Origin of the sequence: Pseudoduganella albidiflava, from assembly GCF_004322755.1 — a bacterium.
In the GTDB taxonomy this organism is placed as follows: Bacteria; Pseudomonadota; Gammaproteobacteria; order Burkholderiales; family Burkholderiaceae_D; genus Rugamonas; species Rugamonas albidiflava.
In genome coordinates this window covers 2,260,654-2,287,320 of record NZ_CP036401.1, presented here as the reverse complement: position 1 = coordinate 2,287,320, position 26,667 = coordinate 2,260,654, and the positions used below count along the sequence as shown (strand labels likewise).

The 26,667-nt window shown below is 65.2% G+C and carries 31 protein-coding genes; 28 read left to right on the top strand and 3 right to left on the bottom strand.

The window, feature by feature from the left end; translation table 11 throughout:
- Nucleotides 1–467 precede the first annotated feature (467 nt).
- The 17 genes from fliE (at nt 468) to EYF70_RS09565 (ending at nt 14,385) form a co-directional block, all read left to right on the top strand.
- Entirely contained in the window at nt 468–827 is a 360-nt protein-coding gene (fliE, locus tag EYF70_RS09645; RefSeq protein ID WP_131145208.1) for a flagellar hook-basal body complex protein FliE, read from the top strand.
- A 54-nt stretch (nt 828–881) separates the two neighbouring features.
- Nucleotides 882–2,642, top strand: a complete 1,761-nt coding sequence (fliF, locus tag EYF70_RS09640) for a flagellar basal-body MS-ring/collar protein FliF (protein ID WP_131145207.1) — start codon at nt 882–884, stop codon at nt 2,640–2,642.
- Nucleotides 2,626–3,672, top strand: a complete 1,047-nt coding sequence (locus EYF70_RS09635; protein ID WP_131145206.1) for a flagellar motor switch protein FliG — start codon at nt 2,626–2,628, stop codon at nt 3,670–3,672. Before fliF ends, EYF70_RS09635 begins: the two co-directional genes overlap by 17 nt.
- Nucleotides 3,669–4,364 carry a flagellar assembly protein FliH gene (gene fliH, locus EYF70_RS09630; protein WP_131145205.1) on the top strand — a complete coding sequence of 232 codons (696 nt, stop codon included), beginning with the start codon at nt 3,669–3,671 and terminating at the stop codon, nt 4,362–4,364. The genes EYF70_RS09635 and fliH overlap by 4 nt, the downstream gene beginning before the upstream one ends.
- A complete protein-coding gene (gene fliI, locus EYF70_RS09625) occupies nt 4,361–5,671 on the top strand; it encodes a flagellar protein export ATPase FliI (protein ID WP_131145204.1) in 1,311 nt (436 codons plus the stop codon). The genes fliH and fliI overlap by 4 nt, the downstream gene beginning before the upstream one ends.
- Nucleotides 5,668–6,102: a flagellar FliJ family protein gene (locus EYF70_RS09620; RefSeq protein WP_131145203.1), complete on the top strand. Its 435-nt coding sequence runs from the start codon at nt 5,668–5,670 to the stop codon at nt 6,100–6,102. The genes fliI and EYF70_RS09620 overlap by 4 nt, the downstream gene beginning before the upstream one ends.
- 96 nt (nt 6,103–6,198) lie before the next feature.
- Nucleotides 6,199–7,584 (top strand): flagellar filament capping protein FliD, encoded by a 1,386-nt coding sequence (gene fliD, locus EYF70_RS09615; RefSeq protein ID WP_131145202.1) that lies wholly within the window; start codon nt 6,199–6,201, stop codon nt 7,582–7,584.
- A 28-nt stretch (nt 7,585–7,612) separates the two neighbouring features.
- Entirely contained in the window at nt 7,613–8,002 is a 390-nt protein-coding gene (gene fliS, locus EYF70_RS09610) for a flagellar export chaperone FliS (protein WP_131145201.1), read from the top strand.
- Complete coding sequence (locus EYF70_RS09605; protein ID WP_131145200.1) at nt 7,995–8,306, top strand: hypothetical protein; 312 nt, start codon at nt 7,995–7,997, stop codon at nt 8,304–8,306. The genes fliS and EYF70_RS09605 overlap by 8 nt, the downstream gene beginning before the upstream one ends.
- Complete coding sequence (locus EYF70_RS09600) at nt 8,303–9,673, top strand: flagellar hook-length control protein FliK (RefSeq protein ID WP_131145199.1); 1,371 nt, start codon at nt 8,303–8,305, stop codon at nt 9,671–9,673. The genes EYF70_RS09605 and EYF70_RS09600 overlap by 4 nt, the downstream gene beginning before the upstream one ends.
- A 7-nt stretch (nt 9,674–9,680) precedes the next feature.
- Nucleotides 9,681–10,169: a flagellar basal body-associated FliL family protein gene (locus tag EYF70_RS09595; protein ID WP_131145198.1), complete on the top strand. Its 489-nt coding sequence runs from the start codon at nt 9,681–9,683 to the stop codon at nt 10,167–10,169.
- Nucleotides 10,170–10,178: 9 nt separating this feature from the next.
- Nucleotides 10,179–10,961: a FliA/WhiG family RNA polymerase sigma factor gene (locus EYF70_RS09590; RefSeq protein WP_131145197.1), complete on the top strand. Its 783-nt coding sequence runs from the start codon at nt 10,179–10,181 to the stop codon at nt 10,959–10,961.
- Nucleotides 10,962–10,989: 28 nt separating this feature from the next.
- Nucleotides 10,990–11,883 (top strand): flagellar motor stator protein MotA, encoded by an 894-nt coding sequence (motA, locus tag EYF70_RS09585; protein WP_131145196.1) that lies wholly within the window; start codon nt 10,990–10,992, stop codon nt 11,881–11,883.
- The gene (locus tag EYF70_RS09580) at nt 11,867–12,841 is read left to right on the top strand and encodes a flagellar motor protein MotB (RefSeq protein WP_131145195.1); all 975 of its coding nucleotides are present in this window, start codon (nt 11,867–11,869) and stop codon (nt 12,839–12,841) included. Before motA ends, EYF70_RS09580 begins: the two co-directional genes overlap by 17 nt.
- A gap of 38 nt (nt 12,842–12,879) precedes the next feature.
- Nucleotides 12,880–13,149 (top strand): flagellar biosynthesis anti-sigma factor FlgM, encoded by a 270-nt coding sequence (gene flgM / locus EYF70_RS09575; protein ID WP_229420785.1) that lies wholly within the window; start codon nt 12,880–12,882, stop codon nt 13,147–13,149.
- 1 nt (nt 13,150) lies between these two features.
- Nucleotides 13,151–13,609, top strand: a complete 459-nt coding sequence (flgN, locus tag EYF70_RS09570; protein WP_229420784.1) for a flagellar export chaperone FlgN — start codon at nt 13,151–13,153, stop codon at nt 13,607–13,609.
- The gene (locus EYF70_RS09565) at nt 13,609–14,385 is read left to right on the top strand and encodes a glycoside hydrolase family 73 protein (RefSeq protein ID WP_229420783.1); all 777 of its coding nucleotides are present in this window, start codon (nt 13,609–13,611) and stop codon (nt 14,383–14,385) included. Before flgN ends, EYF70_RS09565 begins: the two co-directional genes overlap by 1 nt.
- 125 nt (nt 14,386–14,510) lie before the next feature.
- Here EYF70_RS09565 and EYF70_RS09560 read toward each other — a convergent pair whose 3' ends face one another.
- The 3 genes from EYF70_RS09560 to flgA form a co-directional block, all read right to left on the bottom strand.
- Nucleotides 14,511–15,134 carry a PEP-CTERM sorting domain-containing protein gene (locus EYF70_RS09560; RefSeq protein ID WP_131145193.1) on the bottom strand — a complete coding sequence of 208 codons (624 nt, stop codon included), beginning with the start codon at nt 15,132–15,134 and terminating at the stop codon, nt 14,511–14,513.
- A gap of 306 nt (nt 15,135–15,440) precedes the next feature.
- Nucleotides 15,441–16,082, bottom strand: coding sequence for a PEP-CTERM sorting domain-containing protein (locus tag EYF70_RS09555; RefSeq protein WP_165497605.1), 642 nt, complete (start codon nt 16,080–16,082; stop codon nt 15,441–15,443).
- 164 nt (nt 16,083–16,246) lie between these two features.
- Complete coding sequence (gene flgA, locus EYF70_RS09550; protein ID WP_131145191.1) at nt 16,247–16,957, bottom strand: flagellar basal body P-ring formation chaperone FlgA; 711 nt, start codon at nt 16,955–16,957, stop codon at nt 16,247–16,249.
- Nucleotides 16,958–17,080: 123 nt separating this feature from the next.
- On the opposite strand from flgA, the gene flgB reads away from it, so the two are divergent.
- From flgB to flgL, 11 genes are all read left to right on the top strand, one after another.
- Nucleotides 17,081–17,443 carry a flagellar basal body rod protein FlgB gene (gene flgB / locus EYF70_RS09545; RefSeq protein ID WP_131145190.1) on the top strand — a complete coding sequence of 121 codons (363 nt, stop codon included), beginning with the start codon at nt 17,081–17,083 and terminating at the stop codon, nt 17,441–17,443.
- A gap of 98 nt (nt 17,444–17,541) precedes the next feature.
- Entirely contained in the window at nt 17,542–17,958 is a 417-nt protein-coding gene (gene flgC, locus EYF70_RS09540) for a flagellar basal body rod protein FlgC (RefSeq protein WP_131145189.1), read from the top strand.
- Between the two features lie 2 nt (nt 17,959–17,960).
- A complete protein-coding gene (locus EYF70_RS09535; RefSeq protein ID WP_131145188.1) occupies nt 17,961–18,680 on the top strand; it encodes a flagellar hook capping FlgD N-terminal domain-containing protein in 720 nt (239 codons plus the stop codon).
- Nucleotides 18,681–18,692: 12 nt separating this feature from the next.
- Complete coding sequence (locus EYF70_RS09530; RefSeq protein WP_131145187.1) at nt 18,693–19,895, top strand: flagellar hook protein FlgE; 1,203 nt, start codon at nt 18,693–18,695, stop codon at nt 19,893–19,895.
- Between the two features lie 12 nt (nt 19,896–19,907).
- Entirely contained in the window at nt 19,908–20,639 is a 732-nt protein-coding gene (locus EYF70_RS09525) for a flagellar basal body rod protein FlgF (protein ID WP_131145186.1), read from the top strand.
- 472 nt (nt 20,640–21,111) lie between these two features.
- Nucleotides 21,112–21,903 carry a flagellar basal-body rod protein FlgG gene (gene flgG, locus EYF70_RS09520; RefSeq protein ID WP_174800394.1) on the top strand — a complete coding sequence of 264 codons (792 nt, stop codon included), beginning with the start codon at nt 21,112–21,114 and terminating at the stop codon, nt 21,901–21,903.
- A 30-nt stretch (nt 21,904–21,933) separates the two neighbouring features.
- Nucleotides 21,934–22,602, top strand: a complete 669-nt coding sequence (flgH, locus tag EYF70_RS09515; RefSeq protein WP_131145185.1) for a flagellar basal body L-ring protein FlgH — start codon at nt 21,934–21,936, stop codon at nt 22,600–22,602.
- 8 nt (nt 22,603–22,610) lie between these two features.
- Complete coding sequence (locus tag EYF70_RS09510; protein WP_131145184.1) at nt 22,611–23,717, top strand: flagellar basal body P-ring protein FlgI; 1,107 nt, start codon at nt 22,611–22,613, stop codon at nt 23,715–23,717.
- A complete protein-coding gene (locus tag EYF70_RS09505; RefSeq protein WP_131145183.1) occupies nt 23,717–24,166 on the top strand; it encodes a rod-binding protein in 450 nt (149 codons plus the stop codon). The genes EYF70_RS09510 and EYF70_RS09505 overlap by 1 nt, the downstream gene beginning before the upstream one ends.
- A gap of 91 nt (nt 24,167–24,257) precedes the next feature.
- On the top strand, nt 24,258–25,628 hold the full coding sequence (gene flgK, locus EYF70_RS09500) for a flagellar hook-associated protein FlgK (protein WP_131145182.1): 1,371 nt from the start codon (nt 24,258–24,260) through the stop codon (nt 25,626–25,628).
- A gap of 11 nt (nt 25,629–25,639) precedes the next feature.
- Entirely contained in the window at nt 25,640–26,536 is an 897-nt protein-coding gene (gene flgL / locus EYF70_RS09495; protein WP_131145181.1) for a flagellar hook-associated protein FlgL, read from the top strand.
- Nucleotides 26,537–26,667: the final 131 nt, after the last annotated feature.

The following is a 26,667-nucleotide window of genomic DNA, read 5'->3' as shown; positions in this document are numbered from 1 at the left end:
ATAACCGAATTCGTTGCGTATTGCCACGCATCAATACCGCGCACGATTGAAATGGGCCTTTACAGTGTTGTTGCCACGCGGTAAGCTTCTTTCTGTCGGGCGTCAATTAATGCTGCTACTCAGCAATTAGCGGCAGTTAATCAGGTTGATGCTTAGTGCATGATTTTTAACGAGTTTTGCCACGATTTCAAGTTTCTTACATGAGAAACAACGCAGCGCAACTAAACGTTCCTGGCCAATAACGACCGAGTGACCCATTTAAAACGGCCATGCTTTTTAATTCCGCCAACGCGGAGCGAGAAAATCGGAAGTTTTTCTTTGTGAGTATCAAGTTGCAGCGCTGGCGACCGATACCCACAAGCAAGTCGGCAGCAAGAATTGATGATGTGTAGCAATTCCTGCTGTCCCCCCCCGGCCCCGCCGGCGGTAGGACGAAGTTCAACGTTGTATTCAAGTGGAGATGGCAGATGGCAAATGATATCGGCGGCATGATCAAGGCGGACCTGGCGGCACTCACCAATGCCGCATCCGACCTCGCCAGCCAGGCGGGCGCGATTGCGCCGGCCATGCAGTTCGACGCACAGTCCGGCGCCCATGCCGGGCAATCCGGCGGCTTCGCCGACGCAATGATGAGCGCTGTCTCCAGCGTGAACGCGGCCGACAAGGCTGCGGGTGAAAAAATGGCCGATGTCGACGCCGGCCGCAGCGACGACCTGGTAGGCGCCATGATGGCCAGCCAGGAAGCCAGCCTCTCGTTCTCGATGCTGATGCAAGTTCGCAACAAAGTGATGGGCGCCGTCGACGAGCTCATCAAGCTGCCGCTGTAAGCGACCGCCAGCCATTCCTTTCTCCGCAGCACCCTTCACCGCGAAAGACCCGACGTGATCAACACCCTTAAGTCCGCTTATGGGCGCTGGCGCGGCAATGGCGCCACCGCCATGCCCCCTGCCCTCGTCAAGAACCTGTACCCGATGCTGATGCTGGCTGTCGGCGTGACCGCCATCGTGCTGATGTTCCTCTGGAAGGACCAGTCCGGCTACAAGGCCGTCTTCGGCGCCCGCGAAAAAGTCGTCGCGGCCGACATGATGACCGTGCTCGATGCCGAGCAGATCGCCTACCGCATCCACCCGGACAGCGGCCAGGTGCTGGTGCCGGAATCGGAACTGGGCAAGGTGCGCATGCTGCTGGCGTCGAAAGGCGTCACCGCGCAGCTGCCGGCCGGCCTGGAGCTGATGGACAAGAACGATCCGCTGGGCGTGTCGCAGTTCGTGCAGGACGTGCGCTTCCGCCGCGGCCTGGAAGGCGAACTGTCGCAGAGCATCATGACGCTCGATGCGATCGCCTCGGCCCGGGTCCACCTGTCGATCGCCAAGTCGACCTCGTTCGTGTCGTCGGACGGTGAAAAGTCGTCCGCCGCCGTCGTGATCGGCCTGAAGCCGGGCCGCACGCTGTCGCCGGAACACATCGCCGCCGTGGTCAACATGGTGGCCGGTTCGGTCGCCAGCCTGGACCCGACCCGCGTCAGCCTGGTCGACCAGGCCGGTAACCTGCTGAGCTCGCATGTCGACCTGTCCGACGGTTTCGACGCGAACGCCGCCGGCAACGAAGGCCAGAAGAACATCCAGGACGGCATCAAGAACAACATCCGCGGCCTGCTGGGCCCGATCGTCGGCGACGACAACTTCAAGGTCAGCGTCACCGCCACGGTGGACAACGACAAGGTCGAGGAAACGGTCGAGAAGTTCGGCGAAGCGCCGAAGGTCACCAGCGAAGCGATGCGCGAAGAGCAGGACCGCAACCGCATGGTGATGGGTGTACCGGGCACGCTGTCGAACCGCCCGCCGGCCGAAGCCGCCCCGGCAGCGCCAGGCGCCGATCCCGCCGCCGCCGGCGCCCCGGCCCAGCAGCCGGATGGCTCGGCCCGCAAGAATGCAACCACGCGCCAGTACGCCTACGATCGCAGTATCGTGCAGACGAAACGTGCCCGTGGCCGCCTGGAACGCCAGAACGTGGCGATCGTGCTGGCCCAGTCCGCCGCCGCCGACCCGAAAACGGGCTGGAGCGCCGCCGAGCTGAGCAATATCGACAAGGTGCTGCGCAACGGCCTGGGCATCAATGAAGAACGTGGCGATACGCTGGTGGTGTCGGCGATGCGCTTCCCGGCCAAGGCGGCTCCGGTGCAGTGGTGGGAAGAACGCGACAACATCGTCGACATCGGTGGCTGGATCAGCTACGCGCTGGCCGCGCTGCTGGGTTACTTCCTGATCCTGCGTCCGCTGCTGAAGCTGCTGACGAACAGCCTGGCACCGGCCACCCCGGTACCGACCGCGATCGGCACCCGCACCGGCGGCGAACGCCGGGCCGGCGAAGCGAATGCCCTGCCGGGCACGGTGGAAGCACTTCCGGCAAGCAGCGCCACCCCGGCCGCGCTGGCCGCGGACCTGGCTGGCGGCGCCGTGATCCCGGCAGGCGAAGCCGGCGCGATCGCCGTCCAGCCGCTGCTGGAGAACTACGACCTGCCGCCCGCCGGTTCGCCGGTCGACGTGATGGTCGATCACCTGAAGGTTCTGGCCGAGAAAGAGCCGGAGCGTGTTGCGGAAGTCGTCAAACAGTGGATGCAGAAAAATGGCCGAGCTCAATAACATGAACGCGAATCTGAACGATCTGGCACCTGCCGAAGGTGCGACCCTTTCCCCCGTCGAGCAGGCTGCCATCGTGCTGCTGTCGATCGGCGAGGAACAGGCGGCGGCCGTGCTGCGCTGCCTGTCCCGCGAGGAACTGCTGGAAGTCACGCAAGTCATGTCGCGCATGAGCGGCATCAAGGTCGAATCCGTCAAGGGCGCGATCCAGACCTTCTTCGACGACTACCGCCAGCAGTCCGGCGTGCACGGCGCCTCGCGCCAGTACCTGAAGCGCTCGCTGGACCTGGCGCTGGGCGGCGACATCGCCAACACCGTGCTGAACAATATCTACGGCGACGAACTGCGCCCGAAGATGGCGCGCCTGCAGTGGGCATCGCCGAAGTGGCTGGCCGACTACATCGCCAACGAGCACGTGCGCATCCAGGCCGTGTTCCTGGCCTTCCTGCCGCCCGCGCTGGCCGGCCAGATCATCGACGGCCTGCCTGTCGAAGGCCGCGACCTGGTGCTGCTGAGCCTGGCACGCCTGGACGAGATCGACCGCGACCTGCTGGCCGAGCTGGATGAACTGGTGGACCGCTGCCTGGCCTCGTTCGACATGCAGAGCACCAGCATCGAAGGCGTCAAGCAGGTGGCCGAGATCCTGAACCGCCTGCCGGGCAACCGCGCGCAGGTCGTGGAACTGCTGCGTGCGCACGATCCGTCGATCGTCGAGCAGATCGAACTGTCGATGTACGACTTCCTGATCCTGGCGACGCAGACCGAAGCGGTGCTGACCCGCCTCATCGAGGAAGTGCCGCTGGAGCAATGGTCGATCGCCCTGAAGGGCGCCGAGCCGTCGATCCGCGACGCCGTGCTGAAGACCATGCCGAAGCGCCAGGCGCAGGCATTCGAGGACATGATGCGCCGCGCCGGCCCGGTGCCGATGTCGCGCATCGAGGCGGCCCGCTCGGAAATCATGGCCACCGTCAAGGCCCTGGCCGATGCCGGCGAAGTCGAGGTACAGCTGTTCGCCGAGACGGTGGTCGAATGAAGCAGTTCCGCCCTTATCGCTTCCCGCCGCTGTCGCACCACACGCCGCCCGCGGCGCGTGGTGACGGCACGGCAACGCCCGATCCGGCCGCATGGCAGGCATCGATCAGCGAGGGATTCGAACAGGGCCAGCGCGACGGCTACGAGATCGGGCTGCAGCGCGGCCAGGAAGAAGGTTTCGAAGCCGGCCGCGTGCAGGGCATCGCCCAGGGCCGCGAGGAAGGCCGCGCCGAGACCGCGGTGGCGATGGACGACCTGGCCCGCCCCATCGATGCGATGCTGAAAAGCCTGAAGAAACTGCGCAGCGACTATCGCGCCGCGCAGCGCAAGGAAGTGGTGGACCTGGTGGCCAAGGTGGCCCGTTCGGTGATCCGCGCCGAGCTGGCGCTGCAGCCGGTGCAGATCATGGCGCTGGTCGACGAGACGCTGGCATCGATGCCGCCGACCCGCGAAGACATCGACGTCTACCTGAACCCGGAAGAACTGAAGCGGGTATCGGAACTGGACCCGAAGCGCGCCAAGAAGTGGAACCTGATCGCCGATGCCAGCCTGGACCCGGGCGAATGCCGCATCCGCGCCGGCGACAACGAAGTCGATGCCGGCTGCACCCAGCGCCTGGCCGCCGTGATGGACCAGGTGGACAAACAGTTGCAGGCCGCCGATGGCGGCGATGAAGAAGAGAACGACGAATGATTGCAGACGCGCTGCGCAAGCTGGAACTGGATGCCGTACCGATGGCCACGCCCACCGGGCGGCTGGTCGGTGCCTCCGGCCTGTTGCTGGAGGCGGTCGGCTGCCCCCTGCACACGGGGCAGCGCGCCCGCATCGAAACGGTGGACGGCCAGTGGCTGGATGCCCAGGTGGTGGGCTTCCGCGACAAGGTGTCGTACCTGATGCCGTTCAAGAAGGCCACCGGCCTGCAGACGGGCGCCCGCGTGCTGCCCCAGCAGGAGAAGGCCACGCTGAAGATCGGCCAGGCCTGGCTGGGCCGCATGGTCAACGGCCTGGGCGAGCCGATCGACGGCATGGGCAAGCTGACCGGCGAGCACGAGCTGGACATGCATCCGCCGCGCGTCAACCCGCTGCGCAAGAAGCCCGTGCACGAACCGCTCGACGTGGGCGTGCGGGCCATCAATTCCATGCTCACGCTGGGCAAGGGCCAGCGCGTGGGCCTGATGGCCGGCTCCGGCGTGGGCAAGTCGGTGCTGCTGGGGATCATGACGCGCCAGACCGTGGCCGACGTGGTGGTGGTGGGCCTGATCGGCGAGCGCTCGCGCGAAGTGCGCGAGTTCATCGACTTGTCGCTGGGCGCGGAAGGCCTCAAGAAAGCCGTGCTGGTGATCGCGCCGGCCGATGAATCGCCGATGATGCGCGTGATGGCGACCGAGCTGTGCCATACGATCGCGGCGCACTACCGCGACCAGGGCAAGAACGTGCTGCTGCTGGTCGATTCGCTGACCCGCTACGCGATGGCGCTGCGCGAAGTCGCGCTGGCGCTGGGCGAACCGCCGGCCACCAAGGGTTATCCGCCCTCGGTGTTCTCGAACCTGCCGCAGCTGGTGGAATCGGCCGGCAACGGCGAACACGAGCACGGCTCGATGAGCGCCATCTACACGGTGCTGGCGGAAGGCGACGACCAGCAGGACCCGATCGTCGACACGGCGCGGGCCATCCTGGACGGCCACATCGTGCTGACGCGCTCGCTGGCCGAGCGCGGCCACTACCCGGCGATCGACGTGGGCCAGTCGATCAGCCGCTGCATGAACGGCATCATCAGCAAGGAACACATGCTGGCCGCGCGGTCGCTGAAGGCGGCCATGGCCAAGCACGACCGCGTGCGCGACCTGATCCCGCTGGGCGCCTATGTACCCGGCGCCGATCCGGTGACGGACCGCGCAGTGCAGCTGAATCCCCACATCGAAAACTTCCTGTGCCAGGGCACCAAGGAAGACGCGCCGTACACCGGCTGCGTCGAAGGACTTGAAAGACTGATGAAATGAGCGACCGCCTGCTGATCCAGAACCTGACCTCGCTGGTTGCCCTGCGCAATACCCAGCTGGAAAAGCTGCAGGCGGCGCAAGCCGAGAAGGTCGCCACCGCCGAGCGCTACAAGAAAAACCTGGAGCGCCTGCACAGCCTGGCCACCAACAGCGGCGCCTCCGGCAGCCTGCCGCTGGCGCTGGCCGCCAACTGCGGCAACTACAAGCAGGCCGTGCTGGCGATGGCCGACAGCCACCGGCTCGACCTCACGATGCACGAGGCCGACATGGCGGTGTCGCAGCGCGCGCTGAACCAGGCCTATGTGAAATGCGAAGTGCTGGGCCAGGTGCTGGAAAAGAATGAAAAGGCGCTGGCCAGCAAGGGCGCCGTGCAGGAACGTAAAGTGCATGACGACCTGGCAACGCAAGTGTGGCTTCGTTCCCAAAAATAAGGCAAATAGATCCGTACGGAAATAAATTTCATGAGGGAAGGCTTTCTGTCGCCTTTCCCCAAGGTACACTCTCAATAATTTCCTCGGAGCACTAAAATGGCAACGACCGCACCTACCTACGATCCGAAGAGCACCGCCACCCAGCTGGCGACGCTGTCCATCCAGGCCCGCCAGTCCATCCTGACGACCCAGAACGACGTGGCCACGGCCACCGACAAGGCGCTGACGTCGCTGAAGTCGGCGATGTCGACGTTCGAAGGCGCGATGTCGACCCTGTCGATGAAGAAGACGGTGCTGGCCACGTCCGCCACGTTCAGCTCGCCCGTCGGTACGGCCACGGCCGGCATCTCGGCCACCGCCGGCACCTACTCGTTCTATGTCGAGCAGCTGGCCACGGCCAACCAGGCGCAGTACAGCAACCTCTCCGATACCACGCCGATGAGCGAGACCGGCACCATCAACATCAGCGTGGGCGGCACGACCTTCCCGGTCGACCTGACCCAGGCGGACACGAGCGGTGACGGCGTCCTGTCGATCAAGGAATTGGCGACGGCCATCAATGGCGCCGCCGGCAATACCTCGAAGGTGACCGCCTCGACGATGACGATCGGCGGCGTGCAGCAGCTGGTGCTGGCCTCGACCGAGACGGGCGCCGCCAACACGGTATCGATCGACGGCAGCGGCCTGCCCGCCGGCGCGCTGCAGGACGCGCTGGCCGATCCCGCCAACCGCACCGACCTGACGGTGGCCCGCGATGCCGTGATCTACCTGGGTGAACAGGGTACCGGCACGCGCATCGAGCAGCCCTCGAATACCTTCACCGTGGTCGACGGCGTGTCGATGACGTTCACCAAGGCGCAGGCGCCGGGTGAAAGTCCGGTCAGCCTCACGGTGGCCACCGACACGGCCGCCACGACGGCCAACCTGCAAGGCTTCGTGGATGGCTGGAACAAGCTCGTCACCACGCTGAAATCGCTGACCGACGCCGGCAGCGTGAAGGATGGCACGTCGGCTGGCGTGTTCCACGCCGATGCCGGCTTGCAGGCATTGCAGACACGCATGCAGTCGGTGCTGCGCCAGCAGTCGGGCGGCCTGTCGATGGTCAATTTCGGCATCACCGGCAACCGCGATGGCACGCTGTCGCTGGACTCCGGTCGCCTGACCAAGGCGCTGGCCGCCAATCCGGGCGCGCTCGACCAGATCATGGGCAACAACGGCATCGGTACGCAGAGCGGCGTGATGGGCGAACTGGACAAGCTGCTGGGCGGCTGGACCGATATCACCTCAGGCCAGATCTCGAAACGCAGCGACGTCAATTCGCAGCTGCAGGAATCGCTGCTCGAACGCCAGTCCCGGCTCGACACGCAATACGAATCCGCTTACATCCGCTACCTGAACCAGTTCACGACGCTGCAGACACTGCAGGCGCAGATGGATAGCAATACCTCTATGTTCGACGCGATGTTCTCGAACGACGATTGACGCCGCGTCAAATCTCAATGGTGACTACATGATGAATCTCGATGCCTACGGCGAATACCACGCGACCAACCTCGACGCGCAGACCGCGCGCGCTTCACCGGTCGAACTGGTGCTCGTGCTGACCGACGGCCTGCTGGAAGAGCTGGCGCGCGCGCGCGGCCATATCGCCGGCCGGCGCTACGAACAGAAGGCAGTCAGTCTCGACAAGTGCACGCAAATCATCAACGGCCTGTCCAGCTCGCTGGACTTCGACAATGGCGGCGAAGTCGTCGCCAACCTGGGCCGTCTTTATGACTATTGCGCGGCGCGGCTGTACCGTGCCGGCATCGATCTCGATCCCGCCATCATCGATGAAGTGGTCGGCCTGCTGTCGACCATCAAGCAGGGCTGGCTCGGCGTGCAGGCCAAGCATGGCTAGGCTACAGCAACTGCAGCGCCTGGCGCAGGATGTCGCCGCGGCGGCCGCCGCCGCCGAATGGAAGGCGCTGGCTGCACTGAACACCCAGCTGTCGGCGGCCCTGCCGGCGATGGCGGCCCAGGGCCCGTGGTCGCCCGCCGAGCGTGCCGCGCTGGCCGCGCTGCGCGAGCAGCATCGGCAGGCGGTACAAAAGGTCGGCGCGGCCAGCGCGGACCTGGGCAAGCAACTGCAACAGATGAATACCCATAAAGAGGGCTGGCTGGCCTATGCCCTCGACAATGACTTTGCCGGAAACCAAGCATGATGATGACTATCCCTTCCGCGCCGGGTGGCGCGGCCGCGGCGCATGGCGCGCAGTCTGCCATTATTTCGGGCGACGCCGCTTCTGCTGCAACGCCTGCCACGCTGGAAGGCGTGCCGACCGGCACGCCCGAAGAGGCCGGCCTGCCGATGATGTTCGCCCAGCTGTTCGACGTGGCCGCACTGGCGATTCCCGCCGGCACGGCCGCGACCGCTGACGGCGCCGGCGAGCCTGCCTCGGAGGCCAGCGCCACCGACGTGCCGGCCGAGCAGGCCTCCGCGGAAGCGCCGCTGGCGGCGATGATGCCGGCACTGCCATTCGCCCTGCCCGCACAGGCTGCGGCCATGGCGGTCAACCTGGCCCTGGTGGCCAATGGCACCGATGCGCTGGCCGGCCAGGAGCGCGCCATCGCGCCGGCCGGGTCGGCCACCGCGCCGGTCGCGGGCGCGACCTTGCCCGACAGCGCACTGGTGCAGGCCCGCGGTATCGCCCTGAGCGGCGCGATCCCTGGCCAGGCCGCCGGCGTCACGCTGCCGGCAGCCGGCGCGGACAGTGCGCGCCAGGCTACCGCTGACGCGATCACCGCCGCCGCTGCCGCCGTCGCGGCGCCCCAGGCTGCGCAGGCGCGGCTGGCGACCGGCGACGCGATGTCGTTGCGCATCAATGCCATGCCGTTCCGCTTCGCCGCCGCAGCCGATCGCGACAGTGCTGCCGCGCGCAATGCCGTGGCGATGCCCGCCGTGGCGACTGCACATGGCAACGCCACGCCGGCCGCCGGCGTTGCGCCGGCCACCGTGCTGGCCGCGCAGGACAGTTCGGCCCAGCCCGGCGCTGAAGGTCACTCCGGCCAGCCCCAGGGTGACAGCCAGGCAACGTTCCGCGGCGTAATGGCCGCGACGGCCCCTGCGACCGGCACCGCCGCGCCCGCCGATACGGTCCGGCTGGCGGGCACGCCGGAGCAGTGGCAGCAACCGCTGCGCGCCGCGCTCGGCGATCGTTTGCAAGTTACCCTTCAGAAAGGGAACGATCAAGCCGTTATACGCCTTGAGCCGCCCAATCTGGGCAGCATCGAGATCTCGATCCGCCAGACCGCCGGTGCGCTGCATGTCAGCATGTCGGCCACCAACAGCGAAGTCGTGCGCCAGCTGAACGCGGTGGGCGATTCGATGCGCCAGGATTTGTCGCAACGCCAGCAAGGCGATGTGGCCGTGACGGTCTCGCAAGCTTCATCGCGCTCGCTGGCAGACAGCGAAGGCCGCGGCCGCCAGCCCGAGCGGGAAGCAGAACAGCAGCGTGAACAGCGCGGTCCAGGCCGCGCGCTGAACGAGGGCAACGATACCAACACCACCTTCGCGATGCTGCGGGAGTAAGCGTTAAATGAACAAGAAACTCATCATGATCATCCTTGGCGTCGCACTGGTCTGCGGCGGCGGTGCCGGCGCGGCCGTGTGGTTCCTGGCGCCCAAGGCCGATGCCGCCGAGGCTGCCCACGCCGAGGACAAGACCGCCAAGAAGAAGAAAAAGAAGGAAGACGAGGAAGAAGTCGGTCCGCTCAAGTACCTGACCGTCGACAAGGTCATCGTCATGCTGCGCCGCTCGCCGAACGAAGCCGTGCCGCATTACCTGTCGGCCGACCTCGTGGTGGCCACCCCGGTCAAGCTGGAAAAGGAAGCCAAGGAACACCTGCCGCTGCTGCGCAGCGTGGCGGTGCGCACGCTGTCGGGACTGCCGATGGACAAGGCGCAGGCGATGACAATCGACGAGTTCGCCGAAGCGCTGAACAAGGCGTTCGAGGCCGAATACGAGAAAGACGAGCGCGAGCAGCCGTTCAAGGAAGTCATGATCGGCAAGCTGATCCTGGAGTAAGGGGCCGATATGGTATATGCAGCAACCGAATCCTCCGCCGGGAATTACGGCGGCGGCTATGCCGATGGCTATGGCGAAAGCTATGGCGAAACCTACGAAGTCCGCGCGGCCGCGCAGGCGCTGTCGCCGGCGGCCGAGCAGAAACACCTGATGTCGTATGCGCCGCTGGTGAAGAAGATCGTGCGCCAGCTGAACTCGCAGGTGGGCGGCGCGATCGACCGCGAAGACATGGAGCAGATCGGCCTGATGGGCCTGCTCGAGGCACTGCGCCGCTACGGCGAACCGGATGCCGCGTTCGGCAGCTTCGCCAGCCTGCGCATCCGCGGCGCGATCCTGGACGAGCTGCGCCGGCAGGACTGGCGTCCCCGCGCGGTGCGCCAGCAAAGCCACAAATTGCGCGACGGCGTGCGCGCTCTCACCCGCAAGCTGGGCCGCGAGCCCAGCGAGCAGGAAGCCATTGCCGGCCTGGGCATCACGGCCGACGAGTACATGGCGTACCAGCTCGATGAAAATGCCGAGGTGATGGCCAGCTTCGACGACCTGCTGCAGGAAGGCGCCGCCGAAGGCAGTGCCGGCAGCGCGCCCAGCCCGGAAGAGCAGCTGATGGTCCGGCGCAGCCTGGAACAGGCCCTGAACGGCTTGAATGAACGCGAGCAGCGCGTGGTGCAGATGTACTACGAGTTCGAGCTCAGCTACAAGGAAATCGCCGCCGTGCTGGAATTGACGGATGCGCGCGTGTGCCAGCTGAACAAGGCGGCCCTGAACAAGATGAAAGCCGTGCTGCAGGGTTGACCCGCCGGCACAGATAAAGGAATTCACCATGCAGCAAATTGTCGGCCTTATCATTATTTTCGGCAGCGTCTTCGGCGGCTACATCCTGATGGGCGGCACCTTCGCCGCCATCTGGCACCCGATCGAGATCCTGGTGATCGCCGGTGCCGGCGCTGGCGCGCTGGTGCTGGGCAATCCCGGCCACATCCTGCACGAGCTGGCGCACCAGCTGAAGAAGATCATCGTGCGCAAGAAATACGACTCCGAATTCCAGCGCCAGTTGCTGCTGCTGATGTACGAACTGCTGCAACTGGCCGCTGGCGGCCTGAAGGCGCTGGATGCGCACGTCGAGGCACCGAAGGACAGCGCGATCTTCCAGCGCTACCCTTCCGTGCTGGAAGAGCAGAAGCTGCTGGCGTTCATCGTCGACAACTTCCGCCTGATGGCCATGGGCAAGATCAACGCGCACGAGCTGGAAGGCGTGCTGGAGCAGGAACTGGAACTGATCCACGAAGAGCTGACGCAGCCGGCCAAGTCGCTGGGCAAGATCGGCGAAGCCATGCCGGGCTTCGGCATTCTGGCCGCCGTGCTGGGCATCGTGATCACCATGGGTACCGTGGGCGGCGGCGCCTCGTCCGGCGAGATCGCCGAAAAGGTCGGCGCGGCGATGGTCGGTACCTTTATCGGCATTTTCCTGTGCTATGGCTTGATCGACCCGATCTGCAACATGCTCAAGCAGCTGGTCAGCGAGGAAGCCGGCGCGCTGGAATCGGTGAAGGTGGTGCTGGTCACGCACGTATCCGGCAAACCACCGCTCCTGGCGATCGACGCCGGCCGGCGCCTGGTGCAGCTGAATACCAAGCCGAGCTTTGCCCAGCTGGAAAGCTGGATCAACGCGATGGAAAGTGGCGAAAGTGGAGGCGGCCGTGCAAAAGCCGCATGAGAAACACCATGAAACCACGATCGTCAAGCGCAGCGGCGGCAAGCATGCGCACGACGATCACGGCGGCGCATGGAAGGTGGCGTTCGCGGACTTCTGCCTGGCCCTGATGTGCCTGTTCCTGGTGCTGTGGCTGATGGCGGCGCGCAATACCGAGAGCCTGGAGCAGATCCTTACGCAGTCCGATGGCAACCGGACCGACCAGGGCAAGGGCGTGATGCCGGAAGCCGTGGGCGGCCCGCGCGGCAGCCTGATCGAGCGTTTCCCGATGCCGCGTACCGGCAACTCCGACGTGGAAGGCCGCGAAGAACAGAGTACCCAGCAGAATCCGCAACAGGCGCCGGAAAAGGTGGCTTACGAGACGCGCGACGACCTGGCCCTGCTGGCCAAGGCGCTGCAGCAGATGAGCCAGGATGCTGGCCTGAAAAGCAACCTGGAATCGGTGATTACGCCGTATGGTCTTCGTGTCATGTTGCACGATACCGACAAGCAAGGCATGTTTGTGCGCGGTAGTGCAGTGCCCACCGGCAAGTTCCAGTCGCTTTTGCGTAAAATGGGACCCTTGTTTGCACGCATGAAGAACCAGATGCTGATCGTCGGCCACACGGATTCGTTACAATACGAAGATACCAGCCACGCCGCGTTCTCCAACTGGAACCTGTCGTCGAACCGCGCCATGTCCGCGCGCGCTCAACTGCTTGCCGGCAGCATGCCGGCCGACAGCGTGCTGCAGGTGGTCGGCATGGCCGACCGTGCTCCCCTCAATACGAAACATGCCAGGGCCGGGGTCAACCGCCGCATCGAGCTGCTGATCCTGACGAGCAGCCAGGCCAATGCGATTGCCGGCATGTTCGGCATGCCGGGCAACACCGAAGCGGTCGCTCCGGGCGTCGAGACGGAACTGCCCGATGCCGCCGAGTTGAAGCAGCTGCGCAGCAAGATGCAGCCGGCGGGAGGTTAACGGACATGGCGATCGAAACCAAGTCAAGAGGTCAACGTATGCGAATTTCCAGTGGAACCCCGGGCGTGATGCCGGTACAGACCGTTACCGACACGGCCCCGGCGGAGGCGCCCAAGGCAGCCGCCCCGGCGGCCAGCGCGCCGCTGCAGTCTTCCGTGCTCCAGCCCGCCATGCAGGCGATGAAGGAGATGCCCGACTTCGACCATGCCAAGGTGGCGATGTTGCGCGACGCGCTCGCCAAGGGCGAGCTGCCATTCAACGCCGGCAAGCTGGCCGGCATGATCCAGCGTTTCCACGGGGGCCAGTGACGTGACGGCAGCAGTGAATGCCACGGTGGGCACGACCGGCACGACCCGCCAGGCGGCGATGACGCAATTGCTGCAGGGCGTGGCCGACGACATGGCGGCGTACCGCACCCTGCTCGACCTGCTGGAGCAGCAGTTCGATGCGGCCATCCGCCACCAGCAGGAACGGCTGGGCCAGCTCGCGGCCGAGATCGGCACGCTGGTCGACACGCTGGAAAGCCGGCGCGCGGAACGCGTTGAGTTCGCCACGCGGCTGACAGGGGCAAGCGCGTCGATGGCGCAGGTGTTCACCCTGCTGCGCCCGGAACCGCGCGCCCGGCTGGAAGCCGACTGGAGCGCGCTGGAACAGATGGTGCTGGCGGCCAAGGCGGCCAGCAAGCGCAATGGCGACCTGCTCGCCGAACAGTTCACGATCATGCAGCGCGTGCTGCATGGCGATAACCAGACGTACGAACCCGCCTGATGACGTTCCCGACCATGCCCACCCAGGCCACCGCGGCCACCGTGTCGAACATGACCTCGGCACGCCCTGCCCTGCCGTCCGCGTTTGCCGGCGGCGGCGGCAGTACCGGCTTTTCGCCGGCGTTCCAGGCCGTGCAGGCCGACGTGGCGACCTTCATCGCGCAGGGCGGCGGGATGTCCTTCGACAGCCCGGACACCCCGCTGTCGGCCGACGGCGCCGCGCTGCGCGCCAGGCTGGCGGCCCAGGCGCTCGGCGGCACCGAATTGGGTAACGGCGCGGTCAGCGGCGCGGTCGATGGCAACGGCATCGATGGCGACGCCCAGCAGCAATTCCTGGCAACCATCCGGCCGCATGCGGAAGTCGCCGCGGCCAGGCTCGGTGTGTCGCCGGATATCGTGGCGGCCCACGCCGCGCTCGAGTCCGGCTGGGGCCAGCGCCCGCTGCGCAACGGTACCGCCGACAGCAACAACCTGTTCGGCATCAAGGCCGGCAGCGGATGGCAGGGCGACGTGGCGGCCAACGTCACCACCGAGTACGAGCACGGCACGCCCGTGAAGAAAGTGGAGAAATTCCGCAGCTACCCGGACCAGGCCAGCGCGTTCCGCGACTATGCCGACCTGCTGGCGTCCAACCCGCGCTACCAGAAAGCCCTCAACGCCGGCGATGACGCGCATGCGTTCGCCAGCGGACTGGCGCGCGGCGGTTATGCCACCGACCCGGCCTATGTGCAGAAACTGTCGAAACTGGCCTCGCGCATCGCGCGCACGGACTATTGATGGCCTGATTGTTGGCCTGGTTGTTGACGATATTGTTGGCGTGACGCGCCATTGCAGCGCGCGGCGATGAAAAAAGGGGGCGGTCCCATGATGGGCCCGCCCCCTTTTTCACGCCCGTCGACCAATCAGCTCTTGCGGCGGCGGCGCACCACGGCCGTGACAGCCAGGCCGGCCAGCAGCATCGCATAGGTGCCCGGCTCCGGTACCGGCGTCGTGACCACGTCGCGCGAGAACAGGGTCAGGTTGGAGAAGTCGGGCGAGTTGCCCTGGCCCTGGCCAACGGTCCAGAGGATTTCCCAGTCGCCCTGCAAGGTCTGGCCGGCCAGCACGGTCTGGTTATCGAACAGCCAGGCGCCGCCCTGGTTGCCGGCGTGGATGGCGAACACGAGGTCGAGCGTGATGTTCGACGTGGCGCTCGTGTTGGTGACCGTCCACAGGCCATTGTTGCCGGTGGTTTCGGAGAACGTGAACGTCAGCGGACCGAGATTGGCAAAGCCTTCGTCATGGTCGTATTTGTCCAGCAGCGAAAAGCTTTCCGTGCCGGTGCCGTCGAACGCCGTGCCGAAGCCGCTGGTATCGCCGTTCGGCCCTGCATGCGGATTCCAGCCGGCCTCGTAGGCGAACGCGTCGGCGGCCTGGCCGTCGAGCGTGACATCCGCCGCGCTGGCGCTGCCGATCGCGGCGTGCGCATTGAATGCAAAGGCCAGGATGGCCGATGCGGCAGCCAGTTTTTGAACTAGAAGTTTCATTTTTTCCCCACTTGTTATTGCCGGAAGCGCCGACGACGGAATGCCAGGCGAGGCAGACAGTTGAAGTCTAACAGGGAAACATTGAAATAAAGTACATTATTTGACGTTTGTTGTCGTCCAAGTCCTTGTTTTATTGGATAAAAAGTTCTACCTGCTCAATATCCATTGGTAGCCCGGGCACAGAGAGTGCCATATCGAAACCCTTTCAGACGTTGACTTCTGGTTTTCCCGGCCACCCCGCCGTTGCAGCTCAGGGCAGCCGCCCGTCTCCGCCTGGCGGACCGCCCGGGCCGCCGTCCGCGCCGCTCAGTGCGCCCTGTTCCTCCGGCGCATCGCCACGCCCGTCACCACCAGGCCAGCCAGCAGCATCGTGTACGTGCCCGGTTCCGGCACCGGCGTCGTCACCCTGTCGCGTTCGAACAGCGTCAGGTTCGAGAATGCGGGATTCGAGCCGTTATTTCCCACGGTCCACAGGATCTGCCACGTGCCGGGCAGCGTTTCGGTGGCGCCGGGATTGATGACCTGGTCGTCGAACAGCCAGGCACCGCCCTGGTTGCCGGCGTGGATCGCGAATACCAGGTCGAGCGTGATGATGTCGCTGCCGGTATTGGTGACGGACCAGGTGCCGCTGGTCCCGCCAGGTGCCTGGGCGAAAGTGAACGTCAGCGGACTCGTATCCGGAAAACCGGAGTCCTCGTACTTGGCCAGCAGCGTGAAATCGCCCGTGCCGAAGGCGTCGAAGGCGGTGCCGAAGCCGCTGGTGTCGCCCATCGGACCGGCATGGGGGTTCCAGCCATCCTGGTAGGCGAACGCATCGGCAGGTGCGCCGTCGAGCGTCACGTCGGCGGCACTCGCGCTGCCGATGGCGGCGTGGGCATTCAGTGCAAAGGCAGCGATGGCTGCGGCGGCGAAGCATCGCTGTCGCAGCGTTTTCATCAGGTCGTTCATGGCATGGTCCCCGTTGGTGTGCATGCCGGAACCGCGGCTGCGATCGCTACGGCATACGCATTCAACTTAGCAGGCCATGCGGCAGGGTCGACCGCAACCGGCGCGGCCCTTGATGCCGGCCCAAGTGACCGGATTTCAAGGGGAACTTAAGCTGTACTCCGCAGTCACTCAGCGGGCTCGACCTGGCCGATGTCCGTCACCCGGGCCCGGATCGTGACACCGCTGGCGTTCTTCACCCGAATCGAGGTGCCGCGCCCGCCGCCGTCCAGCGCCTCGCCGGCCATGCTGACCTCGATGCCTTCGCGTTTCGCCACGATGCGGACCGCGTCGCCGCGCTTGACCAGCGTGGGGGCGACCAGCATGTTTTGCCGCAGCACGTCGCCGGCGCGGATGGTGCGGCGCGTGGCCAGGTCCTGCACCATCGTCAGATCGGAGAAACTGTCGGGCATGCCGCTGATATCGTGGCGCTCGAGCAACACATCTTCTGGCGACAGGGTTTTCCCTGTTGGCAAGTCCGTTGCCGCAACGGCCACCTTCGCTGAAATCTTCGCGCGGGTGACGAATTCATAACGCCAGCCACCCTGGTCTGGACAGATTGCCACGAAGCGCATGCGCGCCGGGGTCCGCACATCGGCCGGCTCCACTCTGGGCGGCTGGGCGCAGGCACCGATCGGCCGGTTATTGCGCACTACCTCGACAGTGAACTGGGCGTCCACCCAATTTGCCAGGCTGGCATGTCTTTTCAGCTGTTCCTGCGCGGCCTGTTGCACCTGGGCGACAAGTTGTTCGCTCGTGACCGGTGCTGCCACCGAAAACTTGATGGTGCCGATGAGCAACAGAGGGAAAAACCGGAGTACAATTCGTTTGTTGAACATGGGCAACACCTTCTGCAGGGCCTGATCTGGATCAAAACGGCCGGCAATGTTTCATGCCAGCCGGCGGCCATTTTACATGGGCTGTCACGCCATGTAGGGCGGCTCGTCTCACAGGGAGAAATAATGGGAATCAACTTCAAGGAAGCCACCGGGGTCCACGCCGATGCGCTTCACCTGCGGGCGGAACGGACCCGCGTCCTGGCCTCGAACATCGCCAACGAAAACACGCCGGGCTTCCAGGCCCAGGATATCGACTTCGCCGCATCGATGGCGCAGCTGCGCTCGCAGGACGCGGGCGGTCTGGCGCTGATGGGTGACAGCGATCCGCTGTACCGCGTGCCGTTCCACCCGAGCACCGACGGCAACACCGTCGAGATCGGCGTCGAACAGGCAGCGTTCTCGCAGAATGCCACCGACTTCCAGACCAGCCTCACCTTCGTCAACATGAAGCTGCGCGGCCTGGCCAAGGCGATCAACGGACAGTAAGCCGGGCGGGAAAATATTTCCGCACATCATGGCGAGTTTGTCATTCAGAAAGCTCGGGGCGCGTCGATAACCGCCCTGTCAGCCCAGCAGGAGAACTAATGAGTTTCAAGGATATTTCCCAGATCGCCGGTTCCGCCATGGCGGCGCAGACGGTGCGCCTGAATACGGTGGCATCGAACCTGGCCAATGCCGATTCGGTGTCCGGCAATGAAAACGACACGTACCGGGCCCGCAAGCCCGTGTTTGCCGCTGTCATGAACGAAGGCCCGAACGCCGACAGCGGCGGGCGCGTGCAGGTGCTCGACGTGGTCGAGAGCGCCGAGCCGCTGCGCAAGGTGTACGAACCCGACAATCCGATGGCCAATGCCGACGGCATCGTGTTCTACCCGAACGTCAACCAGGTCGCCGAAATGACGGACATGATGTCCGCCTCGCGTGCCTTTGAAACGAATGTCGAAGTGCTGGGCCGCCTGCGCGGCATGCAGCAATCCCTCCTGAAACTGGGCGAAAGCTGATCATGGAAACCAATCTCTTTACCAATTCCGCCGGCGCAGCCGCGGCGAACGCGAGCACTACCCCGCTCGCCAATGGCACCAGCGCCGCTGGCAAGACCAGCGAAACCCAGGAAATGTTCACCAAGCTGCTGGTGGCGCAGATCCAGAACCAGGATCCGCTGGCCCCGTCGGACCCGGCGCAGTTCGTCCAACAGCTGACCCAGCTGTCGCAGACCGAAGCGCTGCAAAGCCTGGCTTCGCTGACCAGCAACAACGCCAGCGTGCTGCAAAGCATGCAGGTGCTGGGCCTGGGCGCCCAGGTGGGCTCCGAAGTGATGGCCAGCGCCACCAGCGTGCAGCTGGACGGCGCAAAGGTCGGCGGCGCGGTCACGCTGGGCTCGAACAGCAGCAAGACGACCCTGGTGCTGACCGGCGCCGACGGCGTCCCCCACGAACTGGCACTGGGCCCGCTGACCGCGGGCACGTCGCCGGTGTCGATCGACCCGACGGCGATGGGCTTGCCGCCGGGGAATTACAAGATGCAGGTCGTCACTTCCTCGGGCGAAACGCCGGCGCTCGATATCGCCGGCCGCCTGAACAGTGTGCGCCTGGGCTCGAACGGCAGCATTGTGCTGAACGTCGCCAATGTGGGCGAAGTCGCACCGAGCGCAATTACCGCCTTCAACGGTAAATCCAACTCCACCGCTGTCGCCGCTGCCGGCGCCGCCACCACCTCTCTGTAACAAGGACCCGTCATGAGCTTCAATATCGCACTGTCCGGCATCCAGGCCGTCAACGAGCAGCTGAACAGCATTTCGAACAACATCGCCAACGCCAGCACCTACGGCTACAAGGCGCAGCGCGCCAACTTCTCCTCGATGTACGCGGGCAGCCAGCCGACCGGCGTGCAGGTGGGTTCGACCACGCAGAACATCGGCCTGTCCGGCGGCGTGCTGTCCACCGGCCGCTCGCTGGATGCCTCGATCAATGGCCGCGGCTTCTTCGTCAGCAAGACCGGCTCCGGCGAGACCGTGTACAGCCGCGTCGGCATCTTCACCAAGGACGGCTCCGACTTCCTGGTCGACAGCGCCGGCCGCCGCGTGCAGGGCAACCAGCTGACGCCGGGCGTGGAATCGGACGGCGTGCCGGGCGATATCAAGGTGCCGACGCAGACGCTGAAGGCCAAGCCGACCACCGAGATCGACTTCGCCGCCAACCTGTCGGCCGACTGGAAGAAGCCGGCCATCGCCTTCGACCCGGCCGCCCCGGACCCCGCCAGCTACAACATGACCAAGGTCACGCTGGCGTATGACAGCCAGGGCAAGAGCCACACGGTGAGCCAGTACTTCGCCCGTACCGACGACGCCACCAACAGCGTTGCCGTGTACACGCTGATCGACGGCCAGGCGCCTTCGGCCGGCACCGGCATCACCCTCACCTTCGACCAGGACGGCAAGCTGACCAACGACCCGACCACGCTGGCGATGACCTACGACCCGGCGCCGGCCGCCGAGATGAACATCACGCTGGACTACGTGGGCACCACGTTCCAGGCGGGCGAAGCGACCACCTCGGTCAACATCGCCGATGGCTACACGACCGGCCAGTATGTCGGCGTGGAACTGGCGTCGGACGGCAAGGTAGTCGCCAAGTACTCGAACGGCGAACAGCAGGCCGTCGGCCAGATCAAGCTGGCCACCTTCTCGAACGAAGATGCGCTGATCCCGGTGAGCGACACCAGCTGGACCGCGAACGGCGCCGACGTCGGCACGGTCAGCCTGGACAACCCGGGCAAGAGCGTGGCCGGCAGCCTGTCGACCGCCACGCTGGAAGGCTCGAACGTGGACATCACGTCCGAACTGGTGGGCCTGATGGGTTCGCAGCGTAATTACCAGGCCAACTCGAAGGTAATCACCACCGAGAACCAGATGCTGCAATCCCTGATGCAGGCAATGTAAGGCTGAGCTGACATGGATGCGCTGATCTATACCGCGATGAGCGGTGCCGAGCGGGCCCTGCGGGGCCAGCAGGTACACGCCAACAATCTCGCGAACATGGACACGGGTGGCTTCCGGGCCAACCTGGAACTGGCCACCGCGCAAAAGGCGGCCGGCTATGGCTACGACGACCGCCACATGGCCACCATGCAGGCCAATGCGATCTCGACCAAGCAGGGCACGCTGCGCCCGACCGGCCGCGACATGGACGTGGCCATTTCCGGCCCCGGCTACTTCGCCGTCGAAGGTCCGACCGGCGAAGCCTACACCCGCGCCGGCGCGATCACGCTGGACCAGGATGGCACCATGACCGTGAACGGCATGCCGATCCTGGGCGAAGGCGGCCCGATCACGCTGCCGATCCACAGCAAGGTCGAGATCGGCCAGGACGGTACCGTGTCGATCCAGAGCCCGGGCGGCCGCGGCGAGATGCAGGTCATCGACAAGCTGAAACTGGTGCGCGCCGAAGGCAGCGAGCTGACCAAGAACGAGGCGGGCCTGATCGTGTCCCGCGACGGCCAGCCGCTGATGACGGACAACACCGTCACCGTGCGCCCGGGCCACCTGGAAGGCTCGAACGTCTCCGCTGTCGAAGAGATGGTGGCGACGATGAGCCTGAACCGGACGTTCGAAGTGCAGATGAAACTGTTCAAGGCCGCGGACGACATGACCCAGGCCGGCAACCGCCTGGTCAGCGGCAACTGATTTTTTGCCCGCTGCCGGCGTTGCATCTCGGCCGTAGATACTGCAAGAAAAACGTTGACAGTGATGCGACTTGGATGAACCCACCCCTAGTGCAAATGCCGGGGTCAGGATGGAGTCCTGGCATGCATGCCAGGACCGTTACGCAGGCGCGAAGCATGCTTCGCGAAACCCCTGCTTCACCCCGCCGGGGCGTAGTCGGGGTTTCAAGGAGCATCGCTCCTTGCCGACGTAGCGATACTGGCCTGCAAGCCAGTATTCCTCCCTGACCCCAGCCCTTCGCCGTTGGGGTGAATGCATGCACTTCGATGTGTGCTAACCAAACGGCATTGTTGGCTGTCACCGCTTTGACGTCCCCATACAACACCGTCGCCTGCCGTGCGACAGGTTTTTCCACGCGGCACTAAAGTTGCCGTACGGATTGTCGTAACCGGGTAAAGTTTCCCGGCACACAGAACACACTCAGGAGCATCGTATGAATCCAGCAATGTGGATCAGCAAGACCGGCGTGCAAGCGCAGGACGCCAAGCTGCAAGCCATCGCCAACAACCTGGCCAACGCCAACACCGTCGGCTTCAAGAAGGACCGCGTGGTCTTCGAAGACCTGTTCTACTCGGTCGAAGGCCAGCCGGGCGCGCAGCGTGCCGACAACAACACGCTGGCGCCGACCGGCGTGCAGCTGGGTAACGGTACCAACATCGTCGGCACCCAGAAGGTGTTCACCACCGGCAGCACCCAGATCACCAGCAACCAGTACGACGTGGCCGTGATGGGCAACGGTTTCCTGCAGGTGCGCCGCCCGAACGGCGAAGCGGCGTTCACCCGCGCCGGCCAGCTGGGCCTGGACGCCAACGGCGTGCTGATCAACGCACAGGGCCTGCCCCTGGTGCCGCAGATCACCGTGCCGAACAACGCCACGTCGATCACGATCGGCGAGAACGGCACCGTCACCGCAACGATCCCCGGAAATACCCAGCCGACCGAACTGGGCCAGCTGACGCTGACCACCTTCATCAATCCGGCCGGCCTGCAGGCGCTGGGCGAAAACCTGTTCTCGGAAACCGCCTCGTCCGGCGCGGCGACGGAAGGCCGCCCGGGCGATGCCCAGTTCGGCAAGATCAAGCAGGGCGCGCTGGAAGCGTCGAACGTGCAGGTGGTCGAGGAAATGGTCGACATGATCGCCGCGCAACGTACCTATGAAATGAACACGAAGGTGCTGTCGGCCGCCGACAACATGCTGCAGTACCTGGCGCAAGCCGCCCGCTGATTTCTTTCACCGACACGAAAGTACCGTTTGATGATCAAAGCGCCACTGTGCGCAATGGCCGCGATGCTGCTGGCCGGTTGCGCTTCCACTCTCGCCCCTCCCGCCGTGCGTCCCGGCCCGTTCGACGAACCGCCGCAGGTGGTACGTTCTGCCGCGCCGCGCGGTACGTCGGGCGGCGTGTTCTCCGCCGATGCCGGCCTGTCGCTGACCTCGGACAGCCGCGCCTTCCGCGTCGGCGACGTGGTCACCGTGATCCTGCAGGAAACCACGCAAGCCTCGAAGAGCGCCGGCACCAAGCTGGGCAAGGATTCCGGCATTTCCGTCACGCCGCCCGCACTGCTCGGCAAGACGTTCCCGAAGGCGGGCATCGACCTGTCGGCGGGCCACTCGTTCCAGGGCGACGCCACCGCCACCCAGCAAAATGCGCTGACCGGCGCGATCACCGTGATCGTGCAGGAAGTGATGCCGAACGGCTTGCTGAAAGTGGCCGGTGAAAAGGGTGTCACGCTGAACCAGGGCGAGGAATTCCTGCGCCTGCGCGGCTACCTGCGCGCCGCCGACATCGATGCCAACAACCAGGTGTCGTCGCAGCGCATCGCCAACGCGCGCATCGCCTACTCGGCGCAGGGCACGCTGGCCGACACCAACCAGCCGGGCTGGCTGCAGCGCTTCTTCCTCGGCCCCCTGATGCCGTTCTGAGGACACCGATGAAAAAATTCCTTGCTTCACTGATGGCCGTGGGCGCGCTCGCGCTGGCCGCCGTACCCGCGCAGGCGGCCCAGGCGCTGCGCAACCTGGTCTCGATCGAGGGCGTGCGTGAAAACCCGCTGGTCGGCTACGGCCTCGTGGTGGGCCTGAACGGCAGCGGCGACTCCACCCAGGTGAAGTTCGCCAGCCAGTCGGTGGTCAACATGCTCAAGCAGTTCGGCGTGAAAATGCCCGACGGCGCCGATGCCAAGAGCAAGAACGTGGCCGCCGTGATGGTGTCGGCGGTGTTCCCGCCCGGCTACCGCCGCGGCCAGGCGATCGACATCACCGTCTCGTCGCTGGGCGATGCGAAATCGCTGCGCGGCGGCGCCCTGCTGCTGACGCCGCTCCGCGCGGCCGACAACGAAGTCTATGCGCTGGCGCAGGGCAACGTGGTGGTCGGCGGCCTGTCGGCGGCCGGCAAGAGCGGCTCGTCCGTGACGGTCAACACCCCGACCGCGGGCCGCGTTCCCAACGGCGCGATGATCGAACGGGAAATCCCCACCGATTTCTCGACCGCCGGCGCGGTGCGCCTGTCGCTCAAGCGCCCCAGCTTCGAGACGGCCACCAACATAGTCGAGTCGATCAACCGGAAATTCGGCGGCATCGCCACCACCGAGGATGCCACCAGCGTGTCCGTGGTGGCACCGGAAAACCCGACCCAGCGCGTCGCCTTCATGGCCAAGCTGGAAGCGCTGGCGATCGAGGCGGGCCAGGAAAATCCGCGCGTGGTGTTCAACTCGCGCACCGGCACCGTCGTCATCGCCGAGGGCTTGCGCGTGAAGGCGGCCGCCGTCACGCACGGCTCGCTGAAGGTGGTGATCTCGGAAAGCTCGAAGGTCAGCCAGCCGGGCCCGCTGTCCGGCGGACAGACCGCCGTCACGCCGCAATCGAACGTGTCGGTGGACCAGGGCGGCCGCCCGATGTTCCAGTGGCCGCCGGGCGCCAAGCTGCAGACCATCGTCGACACGGTGAACAGCCTGGGCGCCACGCCGGACGACATCATGGCGATCCTGCAGGCACTCGACCAGGCCGGCGCCATCGAAGGCGAACTGGTGGTGATCTGATGGATTCGCGTTTGGTATCCACGAACGCCGCCGCCGGCCCGGCCGGCGGCGCGCTCGGCCTGAACGAAGCCAGTTCGGTGCTGCCGCAGGCCGTGGCGCCCGCCGAGACCGATCCGGCGGCGGCCGCGTACAAGAAGAAGGCCAGCGAAGCGGCGGTGAAGTTCGAAAGCTTCTTCATTGGCCACATGCTGAAACAGATGCGCAGCTCCACCAAGGAGCTGGCCGGCGACGACAGCATCTACAAGGATTCGATCAACAGCGACATGCTGGACATGGCCGACAACATGGTGGCCGACCAGATGGCGAACCAGCGGGCCTTCGGCATCGCCGACGCGATCCTGCGCCAGCTGCTCCCCAAGGCGCCGGCCGCGCCCGCGGCACCGATGCCGGCCACGGCGAGCGAACCGGCGGCGCAGCCGGCCGCACAAAAAATTTCCACAAAGACTTAATCTCCCGGGGCGCGCAGTCGCCTTGACTAGTTAAGAGAAAGTCGCAGTCCGCCAGGCCCTGACCTGGCGGGCCCACTTCAACGGATCAGTCATGACCATCATCAATAACGCATTGTCGGGCGCCATCGCCGCGCAAGCCGCGCTGAACGCGGCCAGCCAGAACGTGGCCAACCTGCAGACCCCGGGCTACACGCGCCAGGGCGTGCTGCTGGCCGCCATCGCCCCGGGCAGCGGCACCAAGCAGGCCGGCAATGGCGTGGAAGTCAGCTCGCTGCTGCGCATCTCGGATGCCTACAAGACGCAGCAGATGTGGCGCGCCAACGCCGAGCAGGGCCGCTATGCGACCACGCAGCCTTACCTGACCCAGCTGGAACAGGTGATGGGCGACGACAAGTCGAGCCTGTCGTATGGCGTCGACAACTTCTTCAAGGCGCTCAACGCGGTCGGCGAGGAACCCACGTCGGCACCGCTGCGCGGCCAGGTGGTGGCGCAGGCCGGCGCGCTGGCGGAAAGCTTCAACAGCATCTACCAGGTCACCCGCAACCAGCAATTGTCGGTGCAGCAGCAGCGCGACGCGATCGTGCCGAAGTTCAATACGCTGACGCAGAACATCGCCGCGCTCAATACGCGCATCGTCGCCGCGAGCGCCACCGGCACCAATGTTTCCTCGCTGATCGACGAGCGCGACATGGCCATCGACAGCCTGTCGCAACTGGCCGCCCTCGAAGTGCTGGAACAGCCGGACGGCAGCCGCGCGGTCTCGCTGAAATCGGGCCAGCCGCTGGTAGTGGGCAACCAGGCCGCTTCGCTGGGTATCGACACCAGCGGCGGCACGCCGCAGATGCAGGTGACCTTCGCACGCTCCGTGTACGGAGTGGACGACACCGCGGTGGGCGGCCAGATCGGCGGCCTGGGCACCTTCGAGAAGAATGTGCTGCAGCCGCTGCAGGATTCGATCGTGTCGATGGCCTCGCAACTGGCCACCAGGATCAACGACCAGCTGGGCGCCGGCACGGACAGCGCCGGCAATCCGGGCAAGCCGATGTTCGCCATCAATGGCGGCGGCGGGGGCGGCATCCTGTCCGTCTCGGCCGGCTACAGCGCCGACGACCTGGCCCTGTCCGCGGACGGCACGCCGGGCGATTCGGCCAACCTGCAGATGCTGGTGGACATCAAGAACCAGACCATCACGCTGGGCTCCGTCGGCACCGTGATCCTGGGCGACGCCGATACCCAGCTGGTGGGCAAGCTGGCCATCGACAGCCAGCAGAACAAGTCGCTGCTCAACACCGCGACGACGATCCGCCAGCAGTCGGAGGATGACTGGGCGGCGACGTCCGGCGTCAACCGCGACGAGGAAGCCATGAACCTCGTCGAGTTCCAGAACATGTACCAGGCCAACATGAAGGTCATCGCCGTGGCGAACTCGCTGTTCGACGCCACGCTGGCGATGTTCGGCTAAAGGATTCCACCATGCGTATCGCAACCACCCAGTACCAGGCCACCCTCGCCCGCTCGCTCGAGCTGAACCAGACGATGGCGTCGCGCCTGACCCAGCAGATGGCGTCCGGCAAAGCCGTCATGCTGCCGTCGGACGACCCGATCAGCCATGTGCGGATCTCGCGCCTGACGCGCGAAGAGGCCATCATCGACCAGTACCGCGAGAATATCGGCGCGGTCAAGATCCGCCTGTCGAAGAACGAAAGCTACCTGTCCGGCATGGTCGGCGACCTGACCAAGGCGAACGACCTGCTGGTGTGGGCGGCCGATGGCGGCAACACGCCGGACGATTTGAAGTCGATGGTGGACAGCCTCGTGGCGATACGCGACAGTGTGCTGTACACGGCCAATACCCGCGACCAGGAAGGCAAGTACCTGTTTTCCGGTACCATGACCGACACCCCGCCCATCGCGTTCGACGGCGCCAGCTACAGCTATGCCGGCAATGCCGGCGAACAGAAAGTCGTGGTCGGCAATGGCATCACGCAGACCGTCAACGTCAATGCCGGCGGCGTGGATGCGCTGCTGAACAAGCTGACCGAAGCGATCGACGCGTTGCGCAACACCACCACCGACTCGTCGGCCGAACCGCTGAAGGGCTTGATCTCCGAGACGATGACGATGGTGCAGTCGACCCAGGACGACCTGGCCGGCAAGGTCGCCAAACTGGGCGGCGCGCAGAACGTGCTGGCCACGCTCGACAGCAACCACGCCAACGTGAGCCTGTCGAACAAGTCGGCGATGACGGAACTGGGACAGCTCGATTACGGTGTCGCCGCCAGCGAACTGTCAGGCTACAATATGGCTCTGCAAGCCACTTACCAGTCCTATTCGAAGATCAGCAATCTGTCGCTGTTCAATGTTCTTTGAGTAAGTGACGTCTGGTAAATGATGTTTGGCAGATGATGCTCAGCAAATAGTTTTTAAGCAGTCATGTTCTTCAAGCTTCACGTTTTTCAGTCAGTACCGGTTGATCGAACCCGATCGATGCAGTCCGGTCG

What these genes read in the sequence shown, in the direction of transcription:
- EYF70_RS09620 (WP_131145203.1), top strand. Translation starts at nt 5,668, where the DNA reads ATGAGCGACCGCCTGCTGATCCAGAACCTGACCTCGCTGGTTGCCCTG.
- flgB (WP_131145190.1), top strand. Translation starts at nt 17,081, where the DNA reads ATGGGAATCAACTTCAAGGAAGCCACCGGGGTCCACGCCGATGCGCTT.
- flgL (WP_131145181.1), top strand. Translation starts at nt 25,640, where the DNA reads ATGCGTATCGCAACCACCCAGTACCAGGCCACCCTCGCCCGCTCGCTC.
- flgH (WP_131145185.1), top strand. Translation starts at nt 21,934, where the DNA reads ATGATCAAAGCGCCACTGTGCGCAATGGCCGCGATGCTGCTGGCCGGT.
- fliS (WP_131145201.1), top strand. Translation starts at nt 7,613, where the DNA reads ATGATGAATCTCGATGCCTACGGCGAATACCACGCGACCAACCTCGAC.
- motA (WP_131145196.1), top strand. Translation starts at nt 10,990, where the DNA reads ATGCAGCAAATTGTCGGCCTTATCATTATTTTCGGCAGCGTCTTCGGC.
- flgM (WP_229420785.1), top strand. Translation starts at nt 12,880, where the DNA reads ATGCGAATTTCCAGTGGAACCCCGGGCGTGATGCCGGTACAGACCGTT.
- EYF70_RS09510 (WP_131145184.1), top strand. Translation starts at nt 22,611, where the DNA reads ATGAAAAAATTCCTTGCTTCACTGATGGCCGTGGGCGCGCTCGCGCTG.
- flgA (WP_131145191.1), bottom strand. Translation starts at nt 16,957, where the DNA reads ATGTTCAACAAACGAATTGTACTCCGGTTTTTCCCTCTGTTGCTCATC.
- EYF70_RS09560 (WP_131145193.1), bottom strand. Translation starts at nt 15,134, where the DNA reads ATGAAACTTCTAGTTCAAAAACTGGCTGCCGCATCGGCCATCCTGGCC.
- EYF70_RS09600 (WP_131145199.1), top strand. Translation starts at nt 8,303, where the DNA reads ATGATGATGACTATCCCTTCCGCGCCGGGTGGCGCGGCCGCGGCGCAT.
- flgG (WP_174800394.1), top strand. Translation starts at nt 21,112, where the DNA reads ATGAATCCAGCAATGTGGATCAGCAAGACCGGCGTGCAAGCGCAGGAC.
- EYF70_RS09535 (WP_131145188.1), top strand. Translation starts at nt 17,961, where the DNA reads ATGGAAACCAATCTCTTTACCAATTCCGCCGGCGCAGCCGCGGCGAAC.
- EYF70_RS09565 (WP_229420783.1), top strand. Translation starts at nt 13,609, where the DNA reads ATGACGTTCCCGACCATGCCCACCCAGGCCACCGCGGCCACCGTGTCG.
- flgC (WP_131145189.1), top strand. Translation starts at nt 17,542, where the DNA reads ATGAGTTTCAAGGATATTTCCCAGATCGCCGGTTCCGCCATGGCGGCG.
- EYF70_RS09605 (WP_131145200.1), top strand. Translation starts at nt 7,995, where the DNA reads ATGGCTAGGCTACAGCAACTGCAGCGCCTGGCGCAGGATGTCGCCGCG.
- EYF70_RS09595 (WP_131145198.1), top strand. Translation starts at nt 9,681, where the DNA reads ATGAACAAGAAACTCATCATGATCATCCTTGGCGTCGCACTGGTCTGC.
- fliH (WP_131145205.1), top strand. Translation starts at nt 3,669, where the DNA reads ATGAAGCAGTTCCGCCCTTATCGCTTCCCGCCGCTGTCGCACCACACG.
- EYF70_RS09525 (WP_131145186.1), top strand. Translation starts at nt 19,908, where the DNA reads ATGGATGCGCTGATCTATACCGCGATGAGCGGTGCCGAGCGGGCCCTG.
- fliE (WP_131145208.1), top strand. Translation starts at nt 468, where the DNA reads ATGGCAAATGATATCGGCGGCATGATCAAGGCGGACCTGGCGGCACTC.
- EYF70_RS09590 (WP_131145197.1), top strand. Translation starts at nt 10,179, where the DNA reads ATGGTATATGCAGCAACCGAATCCTCCGCCGGGAATTACGGCGGCGGC.
- flgK (WP_131145182.1), top strand. Translation starts at nt 24,258, where the DNA reads ATGACCATCATCAATAACGCATTGTCGGGCGCCATCGCCGCGCAAGCC.
- EYF70_RS09530 (WP_131145187.1), top strand. Translation starts at nt 18,693, where the DNA reads ATGAGCTTCAATATCGCACTGTCCGGCATCCAGGCCGTCAACGAGCAG.
- EYF70_RS09635 (WP_131145206.1), top strand. Translation starts at nt 2,626, where the DNA reads ATGGCCGAGCTCAATAACATGAACGCGAATCTGAACGATCTGGCACCT.
- EYF70_RS09505 (WP_131145183.1), top strand. Translation starts at nt 23,717, where the DNA reads ATGGATTCGCGTTTGGTATCCACGAACGCCGCCGCCGGCCCGGCCGGC.
- EYF70_RS09555 (WP_165497605.1), bottom strand. Translation starts at nt 16,082, where the DNA reads ATGAACGACCTGATGAAAACGCTGCGACAGCGATGCTTCGCCGCCGCA.
- fliD (WP_131145202.1), top strand. Translation starts at nt 6,199, where the DNA reads ATGGCAACGACCGCACCTACCTACGATCCGAAGAGCACCGCCACCCAG.
- fliI (WP_131145204.1), top strand. Translation starts at nt 4,361, where the DNA reads ATGATTGCAGACGCGCTGCGCAAGCTGGAACTGGATGCCGTACCGATG.